This is a genomic window from Streptomyces sp. NPDC048506, assembly GCF_040651315.1.
GTDB lineage: Bacteria > Actinomycetota > Actinomycetes > Streptomycetales > Streptomycetaceae > Streptomyces.
In genome coordinates this window covers 89,731-106,758 of the sequence record NZ_JBEZIX010000024.1, presented here as the reverse complement: position 1 = coordinate 106,758, position 17,028 = coordinate 89,731, and the positions used below count along the sequence as shown (strand labels likewise).

At 73.1% G+C, this 17,028-nt stretch carries 16 protein-coding genes and 1 pseudogene; 12 read left to right on the top strand and 5 right to left on the bottom strand.

Annotated features, from left to right (window positions below; genetic code table 11):
* Positions 1-136: 136 nt before the first annotated feature.
* Positions 137-901, bottom strand: coding sequence for a Sir2 family NAD-dependent protein deacetylase (locus AB0C96_RS20905; RefSeq protein WP_362919159.1), 765 nt, complete (start codon positions 899-901; stop codon positions 137-139).
* 258 nt (positions 902-1,159) lie between these two features.
* Between AB0C96_RS20905 and AB0C96_RS20900 the strand changes: the two genes are divergently transcribed.
* The 7 genes and pseudogenes from AB0C96_RS20900 to AB0C96_RS20870 all read left to right on the top strand — a co-directional run.
* Positions 1,160-2,998: a gamma-glutamyltransferase gene (locus tag AB0C96_RS20900; RefSeq protein ID WP_362919158.1), complete on the top strand. Its 1,839-nt coding sequence runs from the start codon at positions 1,160-1,162 to the stop codon at positions 2,996-2,998.
* 284 nt (positions 2,999-3,282) lie between these two features.
* Positions 3,283-4,116: an inositol monophosphatase family protein gene (locus AB0C96_RS20895; RefSeq protein ID WP_362919157.1), complete on the top strand. Its 834-nt coding sequence runs from the start codon at positions 3,283-3,285 to the stop codon at positions 4,114-4,116.
* Between the two features lie 49 nt (positions 4,117-4,165).
* Positions 4,166-5,578 carry an NAD(P)/FAD-dependent oxidoreductase gene (locus tag AB0C96_RS20890; RefSeq protein ID WP_362919156.1) on the top strand — a complete coding sequence of 471 codons (1,413 nt, stop codon included), beginning with the start codon at positions 4,166-4,168 and terminating at the stop codon, positions 5,576-5,578.
* 102 nt (positions 5,579-5,680) lie between these two features.
* Positions 5,681-6,232 carry an O-acetyl-ADP-ribose deacetylase gene (locus AB0C96_RS20885; RefSeq protein WP_362919155.1) on the top strand — a complete coding sequence of 184 codons (552 nt, stop codon included), beginning with the start codon at positions 5,681-5,683 and terminating at the stop codon, positions 6,230-6,232.
* A 163-nt stretch (positions 6,233-6,395) separates the two neighbouring features.
* Positions 6,396-7,868, top strand: coding sequence for an AlkA N-terminal domain-containing protein (locus AB0C96_RS20880; protein ID WP_362919154.1), 1,473 nt, complete (start codon positions 6,396-6,398; stop codon positions 7,866-7,868).
* Positions 7,869-7,923: 55 nt separating this feature from the next.
* On the top strand, positions 7,924-8,478 hold the full coding sequence (locus AB0C96_RS20875) for a methylated-DNA--[protein]-cysteine S-methyltransferase (protein WP_362919153.1): 555 nt from the start codon (positions 7,924-7,926) through the stop codon (positions 8,476-8,478).
* 138 nt (positions 8,479-8,616) lie between these two features.
* A pseudogene (locus AB0C96_RS20870) lies at positions 8,617-8,774 on the top strand (transposase); the annotation flags it as partial.
* A 308-nt stretch (positions 8,775-9,082) separates the two neighbouring features.
* Here AB0C96_RS20870 and AB0C96_RS20865 read toward each other — a convergent pair.
* Together AB0C96_RS20865 and AB0C96_RS20860 are read right to left on the bottom strand one after the other, a co-directional pair.
* The gene (locus tag AB0C96_RS20865; protein ID WP_362919152.1) at positions 9,083-10,198 is read right to left on the bottom strand and encodes an SGNH/GDSL hydrolase family protein; all 1,116 of its coding nucleotides are present in this window, start codon (positions 10,196-10,198) and stop codon (positions 9,083-9,085) included.
* Positions 10,199-10,594: 396 nt separating this feature from the next.
* Positions 10,595-11,254: a TetR/AcrR family transcriptional regulator gene (locus tag AB0C96_RS20860; RefSeq protein ID WP_362919151.1), complete on the bottom strand. Its 660-nt coding sequence runs from the start codon at positions 11,252-11,254 to the stop codon at positions 10,595-10,597.
* A gap of 92 nt (positions 11,255-11,346) precedes the next feature.
* On the opposite strand from AB0C96_RS20860, the gene AB0C96_RS20855 reads away from it, so the two are divergent.
* The 4 genes from AB0C96_RS20855 to AB0C96_RS20840 all read left to right on the top strand — a co-directional run bounded on the left by AB0C96_RS20855 (position 11,347) and on the right by AB0C96_RS20840 (position 14,132).
* Entirely contained in the window at positions 11,347-11,982 is a 636-nt protein-coding gene (locus AB0C96_RS20855) for an SDR family oxidoreductase (RefSeq protein ID WP_362919150.1), read from the top strand.
* Between the two features lie 162 nt (positions 11,983-12,144).
* Entirely contained in the window at positions 12,145-12,555 is a 411-nt protein-coding gene (locus tag AB0C96_RS20850; protein WP_362919149.1) for a hypothetical protein, read from the top strand.
* A gap of 111 nt (positions 12,556-12,666) precedes the next feature.
* Positions 12,667-13,782 (top strand): hypothetical protein, encoded by a 1,116-nt coding sequence (locus tag AB0C96_RS20845; protein WP_362919148.1) that lies wholly within the window; start codon positions 12,667-12,669, stop codon positions 13,780-13,782.
* A 62-nt stretch (positions 13,783-13,844) separates the two neighbouring features.
* Positions 13,845-14,132, top strand: coding sequence for a hypothetical protein (locus AB0C96_RS20840; protein WP_362919147.1), 288 nt, complete (start codon positions 13,845-13,847; stop codon positions 14,130-14,132).
* A gap of 58 nt (positions 14,133-14,190) precedes the next feature.
* On the opposite strand, the gene AB0C96_RS20835 is transcribed toward AB0C96_RS20840, so the two are convergent.
* Both AB0C96_RS20835 and AB0C96_RS20830 read right to left on the bottom strand, forming a co-directional pair.
* Positions 14,191-15,036 (bottom strand): nucleotidyltransferase domain-containing protein, encoded by an 846-nt coding sequence (locus AB0C96_RS20835; protein ID WP_362919146.1) that lies wholly within the window; start codon positions 15,034-15,036, stop codon positions 14,191-14,193.
* Between the two features lie 38 nt (positions 15,037-15,074).
* Positions 15,075-15,578, bottom strand: coding sequence for an NUDIX hydrolase (locus tag AB0C96_RS20830; RefSeq protein WP_362919185.1), 504 nt, complete (start codon positions 15,576-15,578; stop codon positions 15,075-15,077).
* Between the two features lie 261 nt (positions 15,579-15,839).
* Here AB0C96_RS20830 and AB0C96_RS20825 point away from each other — a divergent pair, with 261 nt between their 5' ends.
* Complete coding sequence (locus AB0C96_RS20825) at positions 15,840-16,988, top strand: glycerate kinase (RefSeq protein WP_362919184.1); 1,149 nt, start codon at positions 15,840-15,842, stop codon at positions 16,986-16,988.
* The last annotated feature ends 40 nt before the right edge of the window (positions 16,989-17,028 follow it).

Below are 17,028 nucleotides of genomic sequence, written 5' to 3'. Positions count from 1 at the left end.
CGACAGGTGGTTCCGCTTCCGAGGATCCGACGGATGTGGCCGCGCGGCGCGGCGCACGCACGGGACGTCACCGAACGGGGCACCCGCTGCACCCCGCACGGGGGCACATACGGCCGGTCGGCGGTCCCGCCGCCCGTCATCCGTGCTGCGCCAGCCCCTCCAGCAACGCGGGCAGCGCGCTGCCGATCGGCTCCCGGATCACCTCCGCGGCGAGCCCGTCGTACGGCGTCGGCTCGGCATTGACGATGATCAGCCGCGCCCCGTGCTCGGCCGCCACCCCGGCGAGCGAGGCGGCCGGCTGCACCTGAAGCGTCGTCCCGACGGCCAGGAAGACGTCCGCGGCCTTCGCCACTTCCAGCGCCGTGCCCAGCACCTGCGGATCCAGCCGCTCGCCGAACATCACCGTCGCCGACTTCAGGATCCCCCCGCACTCCCGACACGCCGGGTCCGGCTCTCCCGCGGCCACCCGGGCGAGCGCCTCCTCCATCGAGGACCGCGCATGACAGCGGGTGCACGTCACCGCCCTTACCGTGCCGTGCAGTTCGAGCACCTTGCGCTCGGGCATCCCGGCCGCCTGGTGCAGTCCGTCGACGTTCTGCGTGATCACCCGCACCGGCGTCCCCGACCGCTCCAACCGGACCACCGCCTCGTGCGCCGCATTCGGCCGGGCCCGGAACGCCGGGCTCTCCTGCCGCATCCGCCACGACCGCCGCCGGATCTCCGGATCCCCCATGTACGCGTCGTACGTCACCAGCTTCTCGGCCTCCGGATCCCGCCGCCACAGCCCGTTCGGCCCGCGGTAGTCGGGAATCCCGGAGTCGGTGGAGATCCCCGCACCGCTGAGGATCGCCACGAGCGGGCGCCGTGGGCCCCGGTCCTGCAACGCGTCGACGCTGGTCATGGGGCGAGCGTACGCAGCGGCGCGGGGGGCGGCGAGGGAATTTGACGGGGCGCCCGGGGGCCGGAGCCCGGTCCGTCGCCGGTGGACGGCCATGGGCAGTGGGTACGGGGGTACGTATCCGTGTGATCGTCCGAGCCGGCCGGTGGTCCGGGTGCCCGGAGCGGTCGCGTCGGCCGGCCGCGGGGTGTGGCCGCGGTCCGACCGCGTGCCCTCCCCGACCGTCCGGATCCGCACCGTGCGCCAGATGAGGAGCCGCCCGTGTTCACCACTCGCCCGACCCTCCACGGCACGTTCGGGATGGTCTCCAGCACCCACTGGCTGGCGTCCCAGTCCGCCATGGCCGTGCTGGAGGACGGTGGCAACGCCCATGACGCGGCGGTGGCCGCCGGCTTCGTGCTGCATGTCGTCGAGCCGCACCTGAACGGGCCGGCGGGCGAGGTGCCGATCATCCTGGCGCCGGCGGACGGACCCGTGCGGGTGCTGTGCGGGCAGGGGCCGGCGCCGGCCGGTGCGAGCGTGGCGCACTACACCTCGCTCGGACTGGAGCTGGTGCCCGGCACCGGCCCGCTCGCCGCCGCGGTGCCCGGGGCCTTCGACGCCTGGATGCTGTTGCTGCGCGACCACGGCACCAAACGGCTCGCCGAGGTGCTGCGGTACGCCGTCGGATACGCCGAGCACGGGCACCCCGCCGTGGAGCGGATCGGCGAGACCGTCGAGACGGTGCGCGAGCTCTTCGAGACGGAGTGGACCTCGTCCGCGGAGATCTACCTGCCGGGCGGCCGGTCCGTCGCCCCGGGCGGGCGCCTGCGGAACCGGCCGCTGGCGGCCACCTGGCGCCGGCTGATCGCGGAGGCGGAGGCCGCGGCGCCCGGCCGCGAGGCGCAGATCGACGCGGCCCGGCGCATCTGGCGCGAGGGCTTCATCGGCGAGGCGCTGGCCGACTTCGCGGCCCGGCCGGCGATGGACACCTCCGGCGAACCCCACGCCGGCACCCTGACCGGCGACGATCTGGCCACCTTCGCCGCCACGTACGAAGCACCCGTCACCCACGACTGGAACGGCTGGACCGTCGCCAAGGCCGGCGGCTGGTCCCAAGGGCCCGTCTTCCTCCAGCAACTCGCCCTGCTGCCCGAGGAGTTGCCCCCGTACGGCAGCCCCGAGTACCTGCATCTGCTCATCGAGGGCGGCAAGTTGGCGATGGCGGACCGCGAGGCCTGGTACGGGGACGCCGCCGAGGTCCCCCTCGATGCGCTGCTCGGCGACGGGTACAACGCCGCGCGCCGGTCCCTCATCGGCGAGCGCGCCTCGTACGAGCTGCGGCCCGGCAGCCCGGGCGGGCGCCGCCCGCGGCTGAGCAAGCGGGCGCTGGCGGCCGCGACCGGCCGGGGCGGCTTCGACGCGCCGGGGATCTCCGGGCGCGGGGCGGGCGAGCCGACCGTCGCGGGCGGGGCGCCCCCGGCGGGCGTGCCCGAGGTCGACCGGCGTGGCGCGACCCGGGGCGACACCTGCCACCTCGACGTCGTCGACCGCTGGGGCAATCTGGTCTCCGCCACCCCCTCCGGCGGCTGGCTACAGTCCAACCCCGTCGTACCGGCGCTCGGCTTCCCGCTCGGCACCCGGCTCCAGATGGCCTGGCTGGAGGAGGGCCTGCCCAACTCCCTGACCCCGGGGCGCCGCCCCCGCACCACCCTCACCCCGTCCCTCGCGCTGCGCGGCGGCGTCCCGGTGATGGCCTTCGGCACGCCGGGCGGCGACCAGCAGGACCAGTGGCAGGTCCACTTCTTCCTGGCCGTGGCGCTGCGCGGGGCGGTCCGCGGCGGGCTCGACCTCCAGGGCGCCATCGACGCGCCGAACTGGCACCAGGACTCCTTCCCGTCGTCGTTCTACCCGCGCGCGATGCTGCCGGGGAGCGTGACGGTGGAGTCCCGGATCGGCGCCGGGGCGATCGACGAGCTGCGGCGGCGTGGGCACCGGGTGACGGTGGGTGACGCCTGGTCCGAGGGGCGGCTGTGCGCGGTGGCGCGGGACCCGGAGAGCGGTGTGCTGTCCGCCGCGGCGAATCCGCGGGGGATGCAGGGGTACGCGGTCGGGCGCTGAGGCGGCCCCGGCAGGGGGGCTGCGGGCCGTGTCCGGGAGGGGCCGGCGGCCGTGTCGCGGCCCGCTACGGCATGCCGGGGCGGAACGTGCGTGCCCGGCCGCGCGGGAATCACCGTGCGTGCCCGGCCGGGCGGCCACGGCTCCGCGCGGTGGCCTCCGCGGCATCCGGAGTTCACCCGGTGTCCAGCTGCCGTGTCAGTGGGTCGTGGTTCGATGGACGCATGATCGAGGCACTTAGTACCCATGATGCGGGAGATACCACGAATATCACCGAAGCCCCCGCGATGACCCTCTCGCCCGACCTCTCCGGGCTGGACCTGGCCGCCGTCGAGGCCGCCGTCCGCCAGGCCGCGGCCGACGAGATCATGCCGCGCTTCCGGCAGCTCGCCGCCGAGGACGTCATCGAGAAGAACGGTCCGCACGACCTCGTCACCACCGCCGACCGCCGCGCCGAGGAACACCTCACCGCCGCGCTCACGGCCCTGCTGCCCGGCTCCCGGGTGGTCGGCGAGGAAGCCGTGCACGCCGACCCGAGCGTGCTGGACGCGCTGCACGGCGACGCACCCGTCTGGATCGTCGACCCGGTCGACGGCACCCGCCAGTTCGTGCACGGCGACCCCGGCTTCGCCACGCTGGTCGCCCTCGCCCACCGCGGTGAGGTACTGGCCTCCTGGACGTACGCCCCCGCGCTCGGCCTGATGGCGGTCGCCCGCCGCGGAGCCGGCGCCCACCTCAACGGCGAACCACTGCGGGCCGGCAGCCCGTCGCCCGACGCGGTCCTCGACGTCGCCACGTCCCACTACGACTTCACCGACGACGACCAGAAGCGGGTGCTGGCCGCCCTGGACACCGGCGGCATCGCCCCGCGCCCGTGCGGCTCGGCGGGCCTGGAGTACCTGCACATAGCCTGCGGCGACCTGGACGCCACGGCCTTCAGCTGGGAGAACGCCTGGGACCACGCCGCCGGGCTGCTGCTGGTCCACGAGGCCGGCGGCGCGAGCGGCACGGTGTCGGGGGAGCCGTTCCGCATCGAGGGCGGCAATGCGCTGCCCTTCACCGCGGCGCGTGACGCCGAAACTGCACGGCGTATCCTCGGACTGCTGGCAGCCGCCAACTGATCCTCACCGACGAGGGTCGGACACGAGGGGAGTGGCGCAGGTGCCGAGGATGCTCGATGCCGTGGTGATCGGGGCCGGGCCCAACGGTCTGACGGCGGCGGTCGAACTGGCCCGCCGCGGGATGGCCGTGGAGATCTTCGAGGCCCGCGACACCATCGGAGGCGGCGCCCGCACCGAGGAGTTGACGCTCCCCGGCTTCCGCCACGACCCCTGCTCGGCGGTGCACCCGACGGGCGCGGGGTCACCGGCCTTCAGCAGGATGCCGCTGGAGCGGTACGGCCTGAAGTGGCTGCACCCGGACCTGCCCATGGCGCACCCCTTCCCGGACGGTACGGCCGCCGTGCTCGCCCACTCCGTCGGCGAGACCGCGATGTCCTTCGGGCCGCGCGACGCCGGCACGTACCGCCGGCTCGTCGCGCCGTTCATCGGCAGGTGGGAGTCGATGGCCCACGACTTCCTGCGGACGCAGTGGCTCGGAATGCCCTCCGATCCGCTGACCTACGCCCGCTTCGGCCTGGTCGCCGCCCAACCGATCACCCTGCTGGGCCGCCGCTTCCAGGACGAGAAGGCCCGCGCCCTGTTGGCCGGACTCGCCGCGCACACCATCGCCCCGCTCGGCGGCTTCGGCACCAGCGGCATCGCCCTGATGTTCGCGCTCGCCGCACACGCCCACGGCTGGCCGGTGGCGCGCGGCGGCTCCCAGGCGATCTCCGACGCGCTCGCCGGACTGCTGCGCGCCCACGGCGGGGCGGTGCACACCGACTTCGAGGTCAAACGCCTCGACGACCTGCCACCGGCCCGCGCCTACGTCTTCGACACCTCCCCGACCGCGCTGGCCCGGATCGCCGGCCTGGGCAACGCCTACCGCGACGTCCGGTACGGCCCCGGAGTCTTCAAGATCGACTACGCGCTGTCCGGCCCGGTGCCCTGGACGGCCGAGGCGGCCCGGCGCGCCGGCACCGTCCACATCGGCCCCACCAGCAACGAGATCGGCGCCGCACTGAACGCCGCCGCGCGCGGCCAGGATCCGTCCGTCCCATTCCTGATCACCGCTCAGCCCAGCCTGATCGACCCCACCCGGGCGCCCGAGGGCCGGCACACCTTCTGGGCGTACGGCCATGTCCCCAACGGCTGGCAGGGCGACGCCACCGAGGTCATCGAGCGGCAGATCGAGCGCTTCGCCCCCGGCTTCCGGGACCTCGTCCTGGCGCGAGCCGTCGCCGGACCTCCCCAACTCGCCGCCCGTAACGCCAATTACGTCGGCGGCGACACCGCCACCGGCTCCGCGGCCGGCCTGCGCCTGCTCATCCGTCCCAAGCTCACCCGCGTCCCCTACGAAACCGCCCACCCCGCCGTGTTCCTGTGCTCCCAGGCCACCCCACCCGGCCCCGGCGTCCACGGCATGTCCGGCCATTACGCCGCCAAGGCGGTGTGGCGCCGGTTGCGTGCGGGCGGTCGTTGAGGTGCGGGTGCGCGTCGGGCGCCGGCTCCGGGCGACCCGCCGTCGACCAACTGGCCGCGGCGTACGGCCGTGTCCACGCTCGGATCTCTACGCTCGGACACCATGAGCACCGAGTACACCGCCCTCACCCTCGTCCAGGGCGACATCACCGAACAGACCGTGGACGCCGTCGTCAACGCCGCCAACTCCTCGCTCCTCGGCGGCGGGGGAGTGGACGGCGCGATCCACCGCAGAGGCGGACCGGAGATCCTGGCCGAGTGCCGCTCGCTGCGCGCCTCGCAGTACGGCCGCGGCCTGCCCACCGGCCAGGCCGTCGCCACCACCGCGGGACGGCTGCCCGCCCGCTGGGTGATCCACACCGTCGGCCCGGTGCACTCCGACAGCGAGGACCGTACCGCCCTGCTCGTCTCCTGCTACGAACGGTCCCTCCAGGTGGCCGCCGAGCTGGGCGCCCGCACCGTCGCGTTCCCCGCCATCTCCACCGGGGTCTACCGCTGGCCGATCGCCGACGGCGCCCGGACCGCCGTCGCCACCGTACGCGCCGCGATCGCCGCCGCCCCCGACGCCTTCGACGAGATCCGCTTCGTGGTCTTCGACGCCGGCGCCCGCGAGGCGTACGAGGCGGCCCTGGCCGAGGACGACGGCGGCCGCTGAGGCGATGGGCGCCGCCCCGGCTGCTGCGCCGCGCTGTCCCGGCCGTTAGCTGGGCGCTGCCCCGGCCGCTAGCTGTGTGCGGCGCTGCCCCGGCCGCTGGTACTCCGACCTCGATGTCGGATTCTCGCCAGCCGAAGCCCGCCGGCTGAGCAATGCTGAGGGCATGCACACCGACACCGAGCGCTGTCTGCGCGCCGTGCAGTCCAAGGACGCCCGCTTCGACGGCTGGTTCTACACGGCCGTTCTCACCACCCGCATCTACTGCCGCCCCAGCTGCCCCGTCGTGCCGCCCAAGCCCGAGAACATGCGCTTCTACCCGAGCGCGGCGGCGGCCCAGCAGGCCGGATTCCGGGCCTGCAAGCGGTGCCGACCGGACGCCAGCCCGGGGTCCCCGCAGTGGGACGAGCGGGCCGATCTGGTCGCGCGGGCCATGCGGCTGATCGCCGACGGCATCGTGGACCGCGAGGGCGTCCCGGGCCTGGCGGCCCGGCTCGGCTACAGCACCCGGCAGATCGAGCGCCAGCTGCTGGCCGAGCTGGGTGCCGGCCCGCTCGCCCTGGCCCGGGCCCAGCGTGCGCAGACCGCCCGGCTGCTGGTGGAGACCACGGAGCTGCCGATGGCCGAGGTCGCCTTCGCCGCCGGATTCGCCAGCATCCGCACCTTCAACGAGACGGTCCGGGAGGTCTTCGCGCTCTCCCCGACCGAGCTACGACAGCGCGCCACGCCCGGCCCCCGGGCGGCGGTGCCCGGGACGCTCGCGCTGCGGCTGCCGTTCCGTCAGCCGCTCAACCCGGACAACCTCTTCGGGCACCTCGCCGCGACCGCCGTCCCCGGCGTCGAGGAGTGGCGGGACGGCGCCTGCCGCCGCACCCTCAACCTCCCCTACGGGCACGGCATCGTCACCCTCGCGCCCCGCCCCGACCACATCGACTGCCGGCTCGCGCTCACCGATCTGCGCGATCTGGCCGGCGCCATCGCCCGCTGCCGCCGGATGCTCGACCTCGACGCCGACCCGGAGGCCGTCGACGGGCAGTTGCGGGAGGATCCGGTGCTGGCGCCGCTCGTCGACAAGGCGCCCGGCCGCCGGGTTCCGCGCACCGTCGACGCCGACGAGTTCGCGGTCCGCGCCGTCCTCGGCCAGCAGGTCTCCACCGCGGCGGCCCGCACCCACGCCGGCCGTCTGGTCCGCGCGCACGGCGAGCGGGTCGACGACCCCGGCGGCGGCCTGAGCCACCTCTTCCCGTCCGCCGCCGCGCTCTGCGAACTCGACCCCGAGTCGCTGGCGATGCCCCGGACCCGGCGGGCCACGCTCACCGGCGTCATCGCCGCCCTGGGCTCCGGTGCACTGCAACTCGGCGTCGGCAGCGACCGCGACGAGGCCCGTGCGCAACTCGCGGCGCTGCCCGGCATCGGTCCCTGGACCGTCGAGTGCATCGCCATGCGGGGCCTCGGCGACCCGGACGCCTTCACCCCCACCGACCTCGGACTGCGCCGCGCGGCCGCCGGGCTCGGGCTGCCGCACACCCCGGCCGCCCTGGTCCGGCACTCCGCGGCCTGGCGTCCCTGGCGCGCCTACGCCGTCCAGTACCTCTGGGCGACCGACGACCACCCCATCAACCACCTCCCGACGAACTGATCAACCCCTCCCCACGAACTGATCAACCGCCTTCCAACGAACTGAGCGTGCAGCCATGACCGTTCACCTGCCCGACCCCTCCGAAGCCGCCGCCCCGATCACCCACACCGTCCTCGCGGACACCCCGGTGGGCCCGCTCACCCTCGTCGCCTGCGGCGACGCCCTGACGGGCCTCTACATGACCGACCAGCGCCACCGGCCGCCCCAGGAGGCCTTCGGCACCCCCGCGGACCCCGATGAGCCGCCGTTCGCTGCCACCATCGCCCAGCTCCGGGCCTACTTCCGCGGCGAGTTGACCACCTTCGACCTGCCGCTCGCACTCCGCGGTACGCCCTTCCAGCGCCGCGTCTGGGCGGCACTGTGCCGGATTCCGTACGGCGAGACCCGTTCCTACGGGCAGCTCGCCGAGGAGCTGGGCGCCCCGTCGGCGGCCCGTGCGGTCGGCCTGGCCAACGGGCGCAACCCGGTCGGCATCATCGTCCCCTGCCACCGCGTCGTCGGTGCCGACGGCAGCCTGACCGGCTACGGCGGCGGCCTGGACCGCAAGCGTCGACTGCTGGCCTTCGAACGTACTGAGGACGCGCTGTTCCCTGCGGGGGCGTGCGGCTGACGGTGCCCTACTGATCGTTTCAGAATGAGTTGAGCTGCGGGTCTTGTGCTTGACGATCTTGGTGAACAGGCTGTCCCGGGTGCGTTCTGATCTTGTTCCTGACGGCCTGTGGGAGCGGGTAGCTCCGCTGCTGCCGCTGACTCCCACGGGACCCCGCTCGCCGTCACGCTCACCGGCGGCAACCGACACGACGTCACCCAACTCCTGCCCTTGCTGGACGCGGTCCCGCCGATCCGGGGCCTACGGGGCCGGCCCCGCCGCAGACTCGGCGGCTGTATGCCGACCGGGGGTATGACTGCATGACTTCGACAAGTACCGCACTCTCCCGCAGTAGCCATTCCCTGACCGAAGAAGCACGGTCGAGCAGCTGGCTGACCCGGTCTGTTCTTCCGAAGTGCCGCGAAGGGCAAGCAGCTCAGCGTGTCGTCAGGGCCTTCGGTTCTGTGCGGGATCCGGGTACTTCGCCGCCGGTGAGGGCGGCGAAGTCGGCGTGGGCCTGCCGACCGCCAGAGGGCGGCGTTCCTTGTGCTGGTCGGCCAGGTGGCTTCGGGCCGCGTTTTCGTGCGGGTGCCGTGGCTCTGGCGTCGGGGTTCGGGTTGGTTTGTCAGCGTTCGAGAAGGGCGATGCGGATGGCTCGTTCGACGTGGGCGGCGGTGTTGGCGTGTCCTGCGGCGTTGGGGTGGACCAGGGTGGCGCGCTTGCCGACGATCGCGCAGTTCAGCAGCGTGCCGGGGACCATGGCGGGCCAGTAGTCCGCAGCGTCGCCGCAGATGCCCTCGACCCACTTGGTGCCCGCGGGCTGGCAGGCGTCGTGGCCCACGCTGGAGGAGTAGACGTCGACGTAGCGGTCGCCGAAGAAGTCCGTGACCCGCTTGATCGTGCTGTTCAGCGGCTTGAGGACGTCGTCACGGAGCCAGTCGACGTCGGCGTGGGTGATCGAGCCGAGCTCGGTGAGGGACGCGCGGTTGCAGTCACTGCCCTTGTTCGGCAGGACGGCCGGGTAGCCGACCGTGATCACCTTGGCGTTGGGTGCGGCCTGGTGCACATGCGCCAGCATCTCGATGTACTCGTCCTGGACCCGGGCGAGCTTGTCCTGGATGCTTTCCTCCCCCTCGGGGGGATCGGTGTAGTAGTCGCGGCAGGACTTGCCGCTCGTGCCCTGTTCGAGGCACTTGAGGAGCATGCCGCCGAAGGGCAGGCTGTTGCCGCCGACGCCGATGGTGACGATGTCGGTCTGGTCGTTGAGGCCGGCCCGCTTGATCTGCGGGTCCACTGCGGGCCAGCCGTCGGCGGGGGGCTGGACCGGGCTGATCGGCGTCTGCTTGTCCTTGGCGATGTTGGCGATGGTGGCGTTGCCGCAGCTGACGTTGGTCAGGTGGACGTGCTTGCCCGGCGGGAACTCGTCGAGCTCCCGCTCGACAACGCCGGGGTAGGCGTCGGTGGTGCGGTCGCAGCCGTCTCGCGAGGGGTCACCGAGCGCGGGTTGCGGGTCGCCGACGAAGCCGCCAGCGGTGTACGAGTCGCCCAGCGCGGCCCACTCGTAGTGATCAGCCGCACCAGCAGAGCCCGAGGGCACAAGCGCGGACGCCGCCAGCGCGAGCCCCACGGCCAGTGCTCGCGCTCGCAGGCGGGAGACGGGGTGTCGCACGGATCTTCCAGGACGGGCCAGCAGGGCCGTCGAGGCGAGGGCTGCCAGTCGGCCCATGGGCGTCGGACGCATCCGCAATCTCCATTCACTCATCGTAGTCAAATGGCTACGCATTGAAGGTAGTTGGGGGCATGCGACCGACCGAGGGGTGCGCCGGGTAAACCACCCGGGCGTATTGCGCTGAGGCTCCGACCACGGCGAGTGCGCCGGGTGGCCAACCCCCGACAGCGGGGAGAGGCGCCACAGATGGCTGACGGCGTCGGGCCGCACCAGAGGGGACCTGGGGGTGCCGGGAGGGGGCAGTCTGACCTTCTTCCGCATGCCGGTGCGTCACGCCCGCCGCCACGGACGCACCGCTGCGGCGCTGGCGAACCCTGAATGCCACGGGCACACCACCCGCCCATCAGGCATGGCCTACGCGACCTACCCCACCTACGTGGCTTACCCGACCTGCGCGGGCTACGTGACCTACACGGCCCCCGACGGCCGGAGGCCGTCGAGCAGGGCGCGTACGGTCTCCGTCGCGAACTCCTCCTCGCTCTCCGGGCGCAGCGCACCGGGCGGTGCCTCGGAGTCGAAGAAGAGGTCGAGGAAGGCGCGGTGGAAGCAGGCCCCGATGAGCAGGGTGGCGGCCGCGTGCGGGTCGATGCCGGCCGCGATCCGGCCCCGTGCCTGTTCGGCCGCCAGATACGCGGCCAGGTGCTGGCTGGCGTTCTGCGGCCCCGCGGTGCCGAGTTCGTGCAGCTTGCGGCGGTGGGTCTCCAACAGCTCGGGGCTGGCGAAGAGCGACGCGGCCATCGGGAAGGCCCGGCGGTAGAAGCGGACGGCGGCCAGCGCCACGTCCTGGAGGTGCTCGGCCGGTCCCCGCTCGTCGCCCGCACGGTGCGGCAGCTGCTCCAGTGCTTCCGAGAACTGCGGCGCCCGCTCGTGCAGCACCCGGACGAAGATCTCTTCCTTGTTCCGGAAGTGCTTGTAGAGCGCCGCCTCCGAGCAGCCGGCCTCCCGGGCGATCTGTTTCGTCGTCGTACGGGTCAGGCCCACGGTCGTCATCAGCGCGGCGGCGGCGTCGAGGATGCGGGAGCGCGTCAGGGCGCCTCCGGCCAGCGGAGCGGCGGCGTCTCGGGTCATGCGACGAGTCTACATTGACAGGTGAGTGAGCACTCACCCACACTGGTGGGTAAGTGCTCACTCACCTCTCTGTCATCCCCTTGGGAGCGATCATGAAACTCACCGTCCTCGGTGCGTCCGGCGGTGTCGGTCGGCAGCTCGTCACCCACGCCCTGGCCGACGGGCATGAGGTGACCGCCGCACTCCGCAGCCCCGAGAAGCTGGCCGAACGGCATGAGCGCCTGACGGTCGTCCGGGCCGACGCGCTCGATGTGGCCTCCGTCCGGAAGGTGGTCGACGGCGCCGACGCGGTGCTCTCCGGCATCGGTCAGGCAGGTCGCCACGACCCGCTGCGACCCGCGTCCACCTCCGCCCGCGCCGTCGTCGACGCGATGGCCGCGACCGGTGTCCGGCGGCTCCTCGTCGTCAGCGCGGGCCCCCTCAACCGCGCCGGCGCCGGCCAGCCCGTCCTCACCCGCAAGGTCTTCGGTCCGCTCCTCTGGGTGGTTCTCAGGGAGGTCTACGCCGACCTGGAGCGGATGGAGGCCGTGCTGCGCGGCAGCGGCCTCGACTGGACCTCGGTCCGGCCGCCCCGTCTGCTCGACAAGCCGGGCCGGGGCCGCTACCGGCGCGCCGTCGAAGCCGGTCCCGCCGGTGCCACCATCGCCCGCGCCGATGTCGCCCGCGCCATGCTCGACTTCGTCGCCGACCCGCAGACCTACGGGCGCGCGGTCGGCATCAGCAACTGAATTGGCGTCAAATACCCCAATATCGCCACCATTGCCGCTACTATGCGAATGCTTTATCCGTGCTTTGCCTTTGCTTGGCCTGTGCGTATCATCGGGATCCCATTAAGGGATCCGGCCCGGCCGCCGGATCCGTGAGGTGAATCCAGGTGCAGGGGGACCGGAATGTCCGATGAGTTGCCGGAAAGGGTGGACGAGTCGGAGTTCCTCGACATGTCCGGGGATCCGGCACAAGCCCGGCTGCTGCGGAAGTCGTTGGAGCAGATCGCTCGCGGCGGGGCCGGGGAGGCATTGACGGAGATGGCTCGTGACGTCCTCTCCGGGCGCATCGGACTGCGTGCGGCGATGGATGTCTCCGCCTATTCCGAACCGGCGATCGAGCAGGCCCAGGCCTTTAAGGCAGAGCAATGGGACGCGCTGTCGCAGCGCGAACGGGACGACCTCGTCACCGAAGGCGAGAAGCTCGTCGAAGAGCAGCGGCGTGAACTCGCCGAGGAGCGCCGGCAGGCGCAGCAACAGAAGGCGACGGCGAGCCCGGGCGCTCGCCACCAGGGCGGCAACTGGTCACTCTACTGAGCGTGTTGCTGCCTGGTGCCGGACGCTCCCGGGCAGCCACGCATTCTGTCGTGGACGCATTCCGTCGTGCACGCATCCGATCGTGCGAACGAGAACAGTGGGGGAACGGGCGTGAATTTCCGTGTGGAGGCCGCCGACGTGGAGGGCTTCGCCAAGCTCGTCGGACGGGCCGGCAACGATGCGGGGCAGGCCGTCTCGTACACCAAGAACGCCACGATCACGAAAATGGCCGGCGGGAAACTCTGGGACCTGGTGGCCGGTCAGCACGACGACCATGTGCACGACGCCCGGCGGACCATGGAGAAACTCCAGGACGTCCTGCGGGCGTCGGACGCAGAATTGGTCAAGTCGGCCCACTACTACCAGCGGACCGACCACGAGCAGGCGGCCAGGCTGGACGCCACCTATCCGGGATCGAAGAAAGGCGCGCGGGAGCACTCCGGCGGCGACGCGGGAGACTTCTCCGACCGGGCCGACGCCGCGGCCGTCCTGAAAGCGCCGGGTGGCGGGGACGGCTACCTCGCGGGCCACGCCGAAGAGTTCGCGATGAACCCGGTCTCGAAGACGCTCGGCACGGTGCTCGACCTCGGCAGCCCGTCCGCCATGATGATCGAGGGTTCCAAGCTCATCTTCGGCTTCGATCCCTACGACGAGTTGAACGGCATGATCTTCGGCGAGTGGGGCGGCTACAACGACTGCGCCGAGGTGTGGAGCAACCTCGGCGCGTGCTGCTCCGCGCTGTCGGACAACATCAGGCAGGGCAACGACACCCTGAGCCGGACCTGGGCCGGTAACTCCGCCGATGCGGCCTGGGTCTACTTCGACGAACTCGCTGAGAAGCTGCGCGAAGTCAAGGGAACCTTCGGCTCGCTGAGCGAGAACTACCACGAGGCCGCCCGGCTGGTCTTCGAGCTCGGTGAGACCCTGAAATCCGGGCTGTCGATCCTCGCCGACCTCGTGGTCTGCTGGCTCATCAATGTGATCGCGTCGCGCGCCGCCGCCTTCCTCGGCCCCGGCGGGATGGTCGCCTCGGCAGCCATGATGGCGCTGGCCGCGGCGCAGCTCGCCGCCATCATGGCGAAATGGTCGGAACTGGTGGTGGCCGTCGATACGGCAGCCACCGCCGTGGGCGCGGTCGCCGCGGTGATCGCGACCGCGGTGGCCGGCTTCTCGTCCGTCCGGGAATTCCCGGTCATCGGATCCGGGTACGACAACACAGCGGTGTGACGTGGCCCGCATCGCCGGCAGCGGTGCGGGAGGCGGCAGCGCGGGAGGGGTGCAGAGCAGTCATGGGGTTCCTCTATGACACGGACGTGGCCACGATGGAGCGGGTCTTCAACCGCGTCCTGTATCTGACGCTCGGCGTCCTGCTGCTGCCACCGCTTCTGATCGCCCTGGCGATCGTCCACCGGCAGTGGCACCCCGCGCTGGTCGCCCCGATCGTGCTGCCCTTTCCTGCGGCCTACCTCGCCCTGCGCGCCAAGCGTGCGATGAGCATGGGCATGTGCCTCGGTGCCTGCGCCCTCCTGGTGGTGGGCACACCCGCCCTCGCGGGACTGCTGGCCCTGGCCGCCTGAGCCAGCTCCCGGACTCGTCCGGACCCCGGCCCCTCGGCCCCATCCGGCCGGACGGTCGCTACGCCCCGCTCTCCGTGGCGACCACCGCACGCACCTCGGCCACCAGCGCCTCGGCATCCGTCAGCGACCGCCCCAACTCCCCTTCCGTGCGGCCGAGTCGGGCGAGCAGCGCGGTGGCGCGGTCGGCGAACCCGGAGAGGGAACGGGACATGGCCCCGGCCGCCGCCAGCGCACCCTTCTCGTTGAGGCACCAGACGCCGTGGTGCGCATGCAGCGCCTGGACGAGGTAGCCGACCGCCCGGGACAGGCACAGAGCCGCGTGCAGCACGTCCCGTGCCGTGTACGACTTGCCGGCCAGGGCCACCGAGAACCCCGCGTCCCACACCGCGGCACCGGTCAGCGCCGTGCGCAGCGCTTCCGGATAGTCCCGGGCCGCCTCCTGGAGACCGGCCAGCTCGCCGTCGACATCGGCGAGCACACGGCCCAGCGCCACCTCGCCCGGGTAGGCGGGCGACCAGAAGCCGAGCGGATGACCGGCCTGCACGCCGATCTCGAAACGCCCCGCACAGCACTCCTGCCACACCCGCCGCACCCGGTCGACGTCCCGCAGGATCCAGTCCACATGACGGCCGTCGGGCAGCACGAGCCAGGCCCCGCCGTTCACCCACGGGCCCCAGGCGCCCGGTCCGTACACCTCGACGGGCTCGCCGACCACCTCCGCGGCCAGCGCCGCCAGCGCGGCCACCGCCGGCTCGCCCCGGTAGTAGATCCCCAGGTCCCAGTCGGAGTCCGCCCGGTGCGTCCCGCGCGCCCGGCTCCCCCCGAGCATCACCCCGACGACCCCCGGCACCTGCGCGATCCCGGCGGCGATGCCCTCCACGGGCTCCCACGACACGTCATCCATGGAGGGCACCCTAAGCACGCAGGTGACGGACTCTCACCTCATTTTGCCGAGGCCGCGGCCCCCGCCGGCGGCACCCCGTCCTCCAGCTCCGCCGGGCCGCGGCCCGCCGCGAGGGCCTTCAGGGCGGCACCGATCCGCAGCGCCATCTCTCGGTTCACCAGGGTCTGCGCCTCGTCCCAGTGGACCATGCGCCAGGACAGCAGCTCGGCCTCCTGGAGCCGGATCGCGGCGAGCTGTGCCGCGTCCAGCACCCCGCCGTCGAAGAGGTACGACACCAGCGGGGGCCGCCCCTCCCCGCGGACCCAGTCGATGGCGAGCAGCGTGCCCGGCTCGATGTCGAGGCCGATCTCCTCGGCGGTCTCGCGGCGGGCCGCCTGGCGGGGCGACTCGCCGGCGTCCGACTCGACGGTCCCGCCGGGCAGGATCCAGGTGTCGCGGTAGTTCGGCTCCACGAGCAGGATGCGGCCGTCGGCGTCGCGGAAGATGGCGCCCGCACCCGCGATCACACGGGGCAGACCGGCGATGTAAGTGGCGTAGTCCATGGTCGTCACGGGCGCGAGCCTAGACGAGCGGACCCCGGATCAGGCCGCTCCGGTGGATCTTCGAGGCGCACCCCCGGGGCGCTCGGAAGCGCTGGGGCGTGTTCGTGGGGATCGTCCGGGTGAGCGGACGGACAGCGCAGGTGGGGACGGTGTGCCCTGTTCGCCGGGCCGTCGGCCGGATAAGGTCGCAGCGGCGCGACTGCCAGTTCGAAAGCAAGGGGAAACACGGTGGCGGACGCAGCAAGGACACACACCGCACAGGTGCTGATCGCCGCGGACAAATTCAAGGGCTCGCTCACGGCCGTCGAGGTCGCCGAGCACGTCACCGCCGGACTGCGGCGCGTGGTCCCCGGGCTGGACGTGACGGCCGTCCCGGTCGCGGACGGCGGGGACGGCACCGTGGCGGCGGCCCTCGCGGCCGGCTTCACCCGCCACGAGGCGCGGGTCACCGGGCCCACCGGCGAGCCGGTGACGGCCACCTTCGCGCTGCGCGCGGGGGCACCCTCGGCGGTAGCCGGGGGAGGCACGGCGGTGGTGGAGATGGCGGAGGCCTCCGGCCTCCAGCACCTCCCGGGGGGCGTCTTCGCGCCCCTGACGGCCACCACGTACGGCACCGGCGAGCTGCTGCTCGCGGCCCTGGACGCGGGCGCGACCTCGATCGTCTTCGGCGTCGGCGGCAGCGCCACCACCGACGGCGGCGCGGGCATGCTCGCGGCGCTGGGGGCGCGCTTCCTGGACGCGGACGGCGAGCCGATCGCCCCCGGCGGCGGGCCGCTGCGCGAGCTGGCCACGGTCGACCTGTCGCGGCTGGACCCCCGGCTGGCGAAGACCGAGATCGTGCTCGCCAGCGACGTGGACAACCCGCTCACCGGGCCCAAGGGCGCCCCGGCGGTCTACGGGCCGCAGAAGGGCGCCGGTCCGGACGACGTGGCCGCACTGGACGCCGCGCTGGCGCACTACGCCGAGGTGCTGGCACGTGCGGTCGGCCCCAAGGCCGCGGAGCACGCCCTGGCGCCCGGCGCGGGTGCGGCGGGCGGTATCGGCTACGGCGCGCTGGTGGGCCTGGACGCGACGTTCCGGCCGGGCATCGAGGTGATGCTCGACGTGCTGGGCTTCGCGCCGGCGCTGGCGAAGGCCACGTTCGTGATCACGGGTGAGGGCTCGTTGGACGAGCAGACCCTGCATGGGAAGGCGCCGGCCGGCGTCGCCGCCGCGGCCCGGGCGGCCGGCCTGGACGTGGTCGCGGTCTGCGGCCGGCTCCAGCTGCCCCAGGAGGCCCTGGTCCGGGCCGGGATCCAGCGGGCGTACGCGCTGACGGACCTGGAGTCCGACCCGGCCCGCTGCATGGCCGAGGCGGGCCCGTTGCTGGAGCGGGCGGCGGAGAACCTGGCGCGCGACTTCCTGGTCTGAGCCCGGCGGCCGACGCCGCAACGCCGAGAGCCCCGGGCGA

Bases quoted from the DNA above. Each gene is read 5' to 3' on its own strand.
- AB0C96_RS20905 (WP_362919159.1), bottom strand. From the start codon at position 901: ATGACCAGCGTCGACGCGTTGCAGGACCGGGGCCCACGGCGCCCGCTC.
- AB0C96_RS20865 (WP_362919152.1), bottom strand. From the start codon at position 10,198: ATGCGTCCGACGCCCATGGGCCGACTGGCAGCCCTCGCCTCGACGGCC.
- AB0C96_RS20830 (WP_362919185.1), bottom strand. From the start codon at position 15,578: ATGGACTACGCCACTTACATCGCCGGTCTGCCCCGTGTGATCGCGGGT.
- AB0C96_RS20895 (WP_362919157.1), top strand. From the start codon at position 3,283: ATGACCCTCTCGCCCGACCTCTCCGGGCTGGACCTGGCCGCCGTCGAG.
- AB0C96_RS20880 (WP_362919154.1), top strand. From the start codon at position 6,396: ATGCACACCGACACCGAGCGCTGTCTGCGCGCCGTGCAGTCCAAGGAC.
- AB0C96_RS20840 (WP_362919147.1), top strand. From the start codon at position 13,845: ATGGGGTTCCTCTATGACACGGACGTGGCCACGATGGAGCGGGTCTTC.
- AB0C96_RS20885 (WP_362919155.1), top strand. From the start codon at position 5,681: ATGAGCACCGAGTACACCGCCCTCACCCTCGTCCAGGGCGACATCACC.
- AB0C96_RS20875 (WP_362919153.1), top strand. From the start codon at position 7,924: ATGACCGTTCACCTGCCCGACCCCTCCGAAGCCGCCGCCCCGATCACC.
- AB0C96_RS20860 (WP_362919151.1), bottom strand. From the start codon at position 11,254: ATGACCCGAGACGCCGCCGCTCCGCTGGCCGGAGGCGCCCTGACGCGC.
- AB0C96_RS20890 (WP_362919156.1), top strand. From the start codon at position 4,166: ATGCTCGATGCCGTGGTGATCGGGGCCGGGCCCAACGGTCTGACGGCG.
- AB0C96_RS20835 (WP_362919146.1), bottom strand. From the start codon at position 15,036: ATGGATGACGTGTCGTGGGAGCCCGTGGAGGGCATCGCCGCCGGGATC.
- AB0C96_RS20855 (WP_362919150.1), top strand. From the start codon at position 11,347: ATGAAACTCACCGTCCTCGGTGCGTCCGGCGGTGTCGGTCGGCAGCTC.
- AB0C96_RS20850 (WP_362919149.1), top strand. From the start codon at position 12,145: ATGTCCGATGAGTTGCCGGAAAGGGTGGACGAGTCGGAGTTCCTCGAC.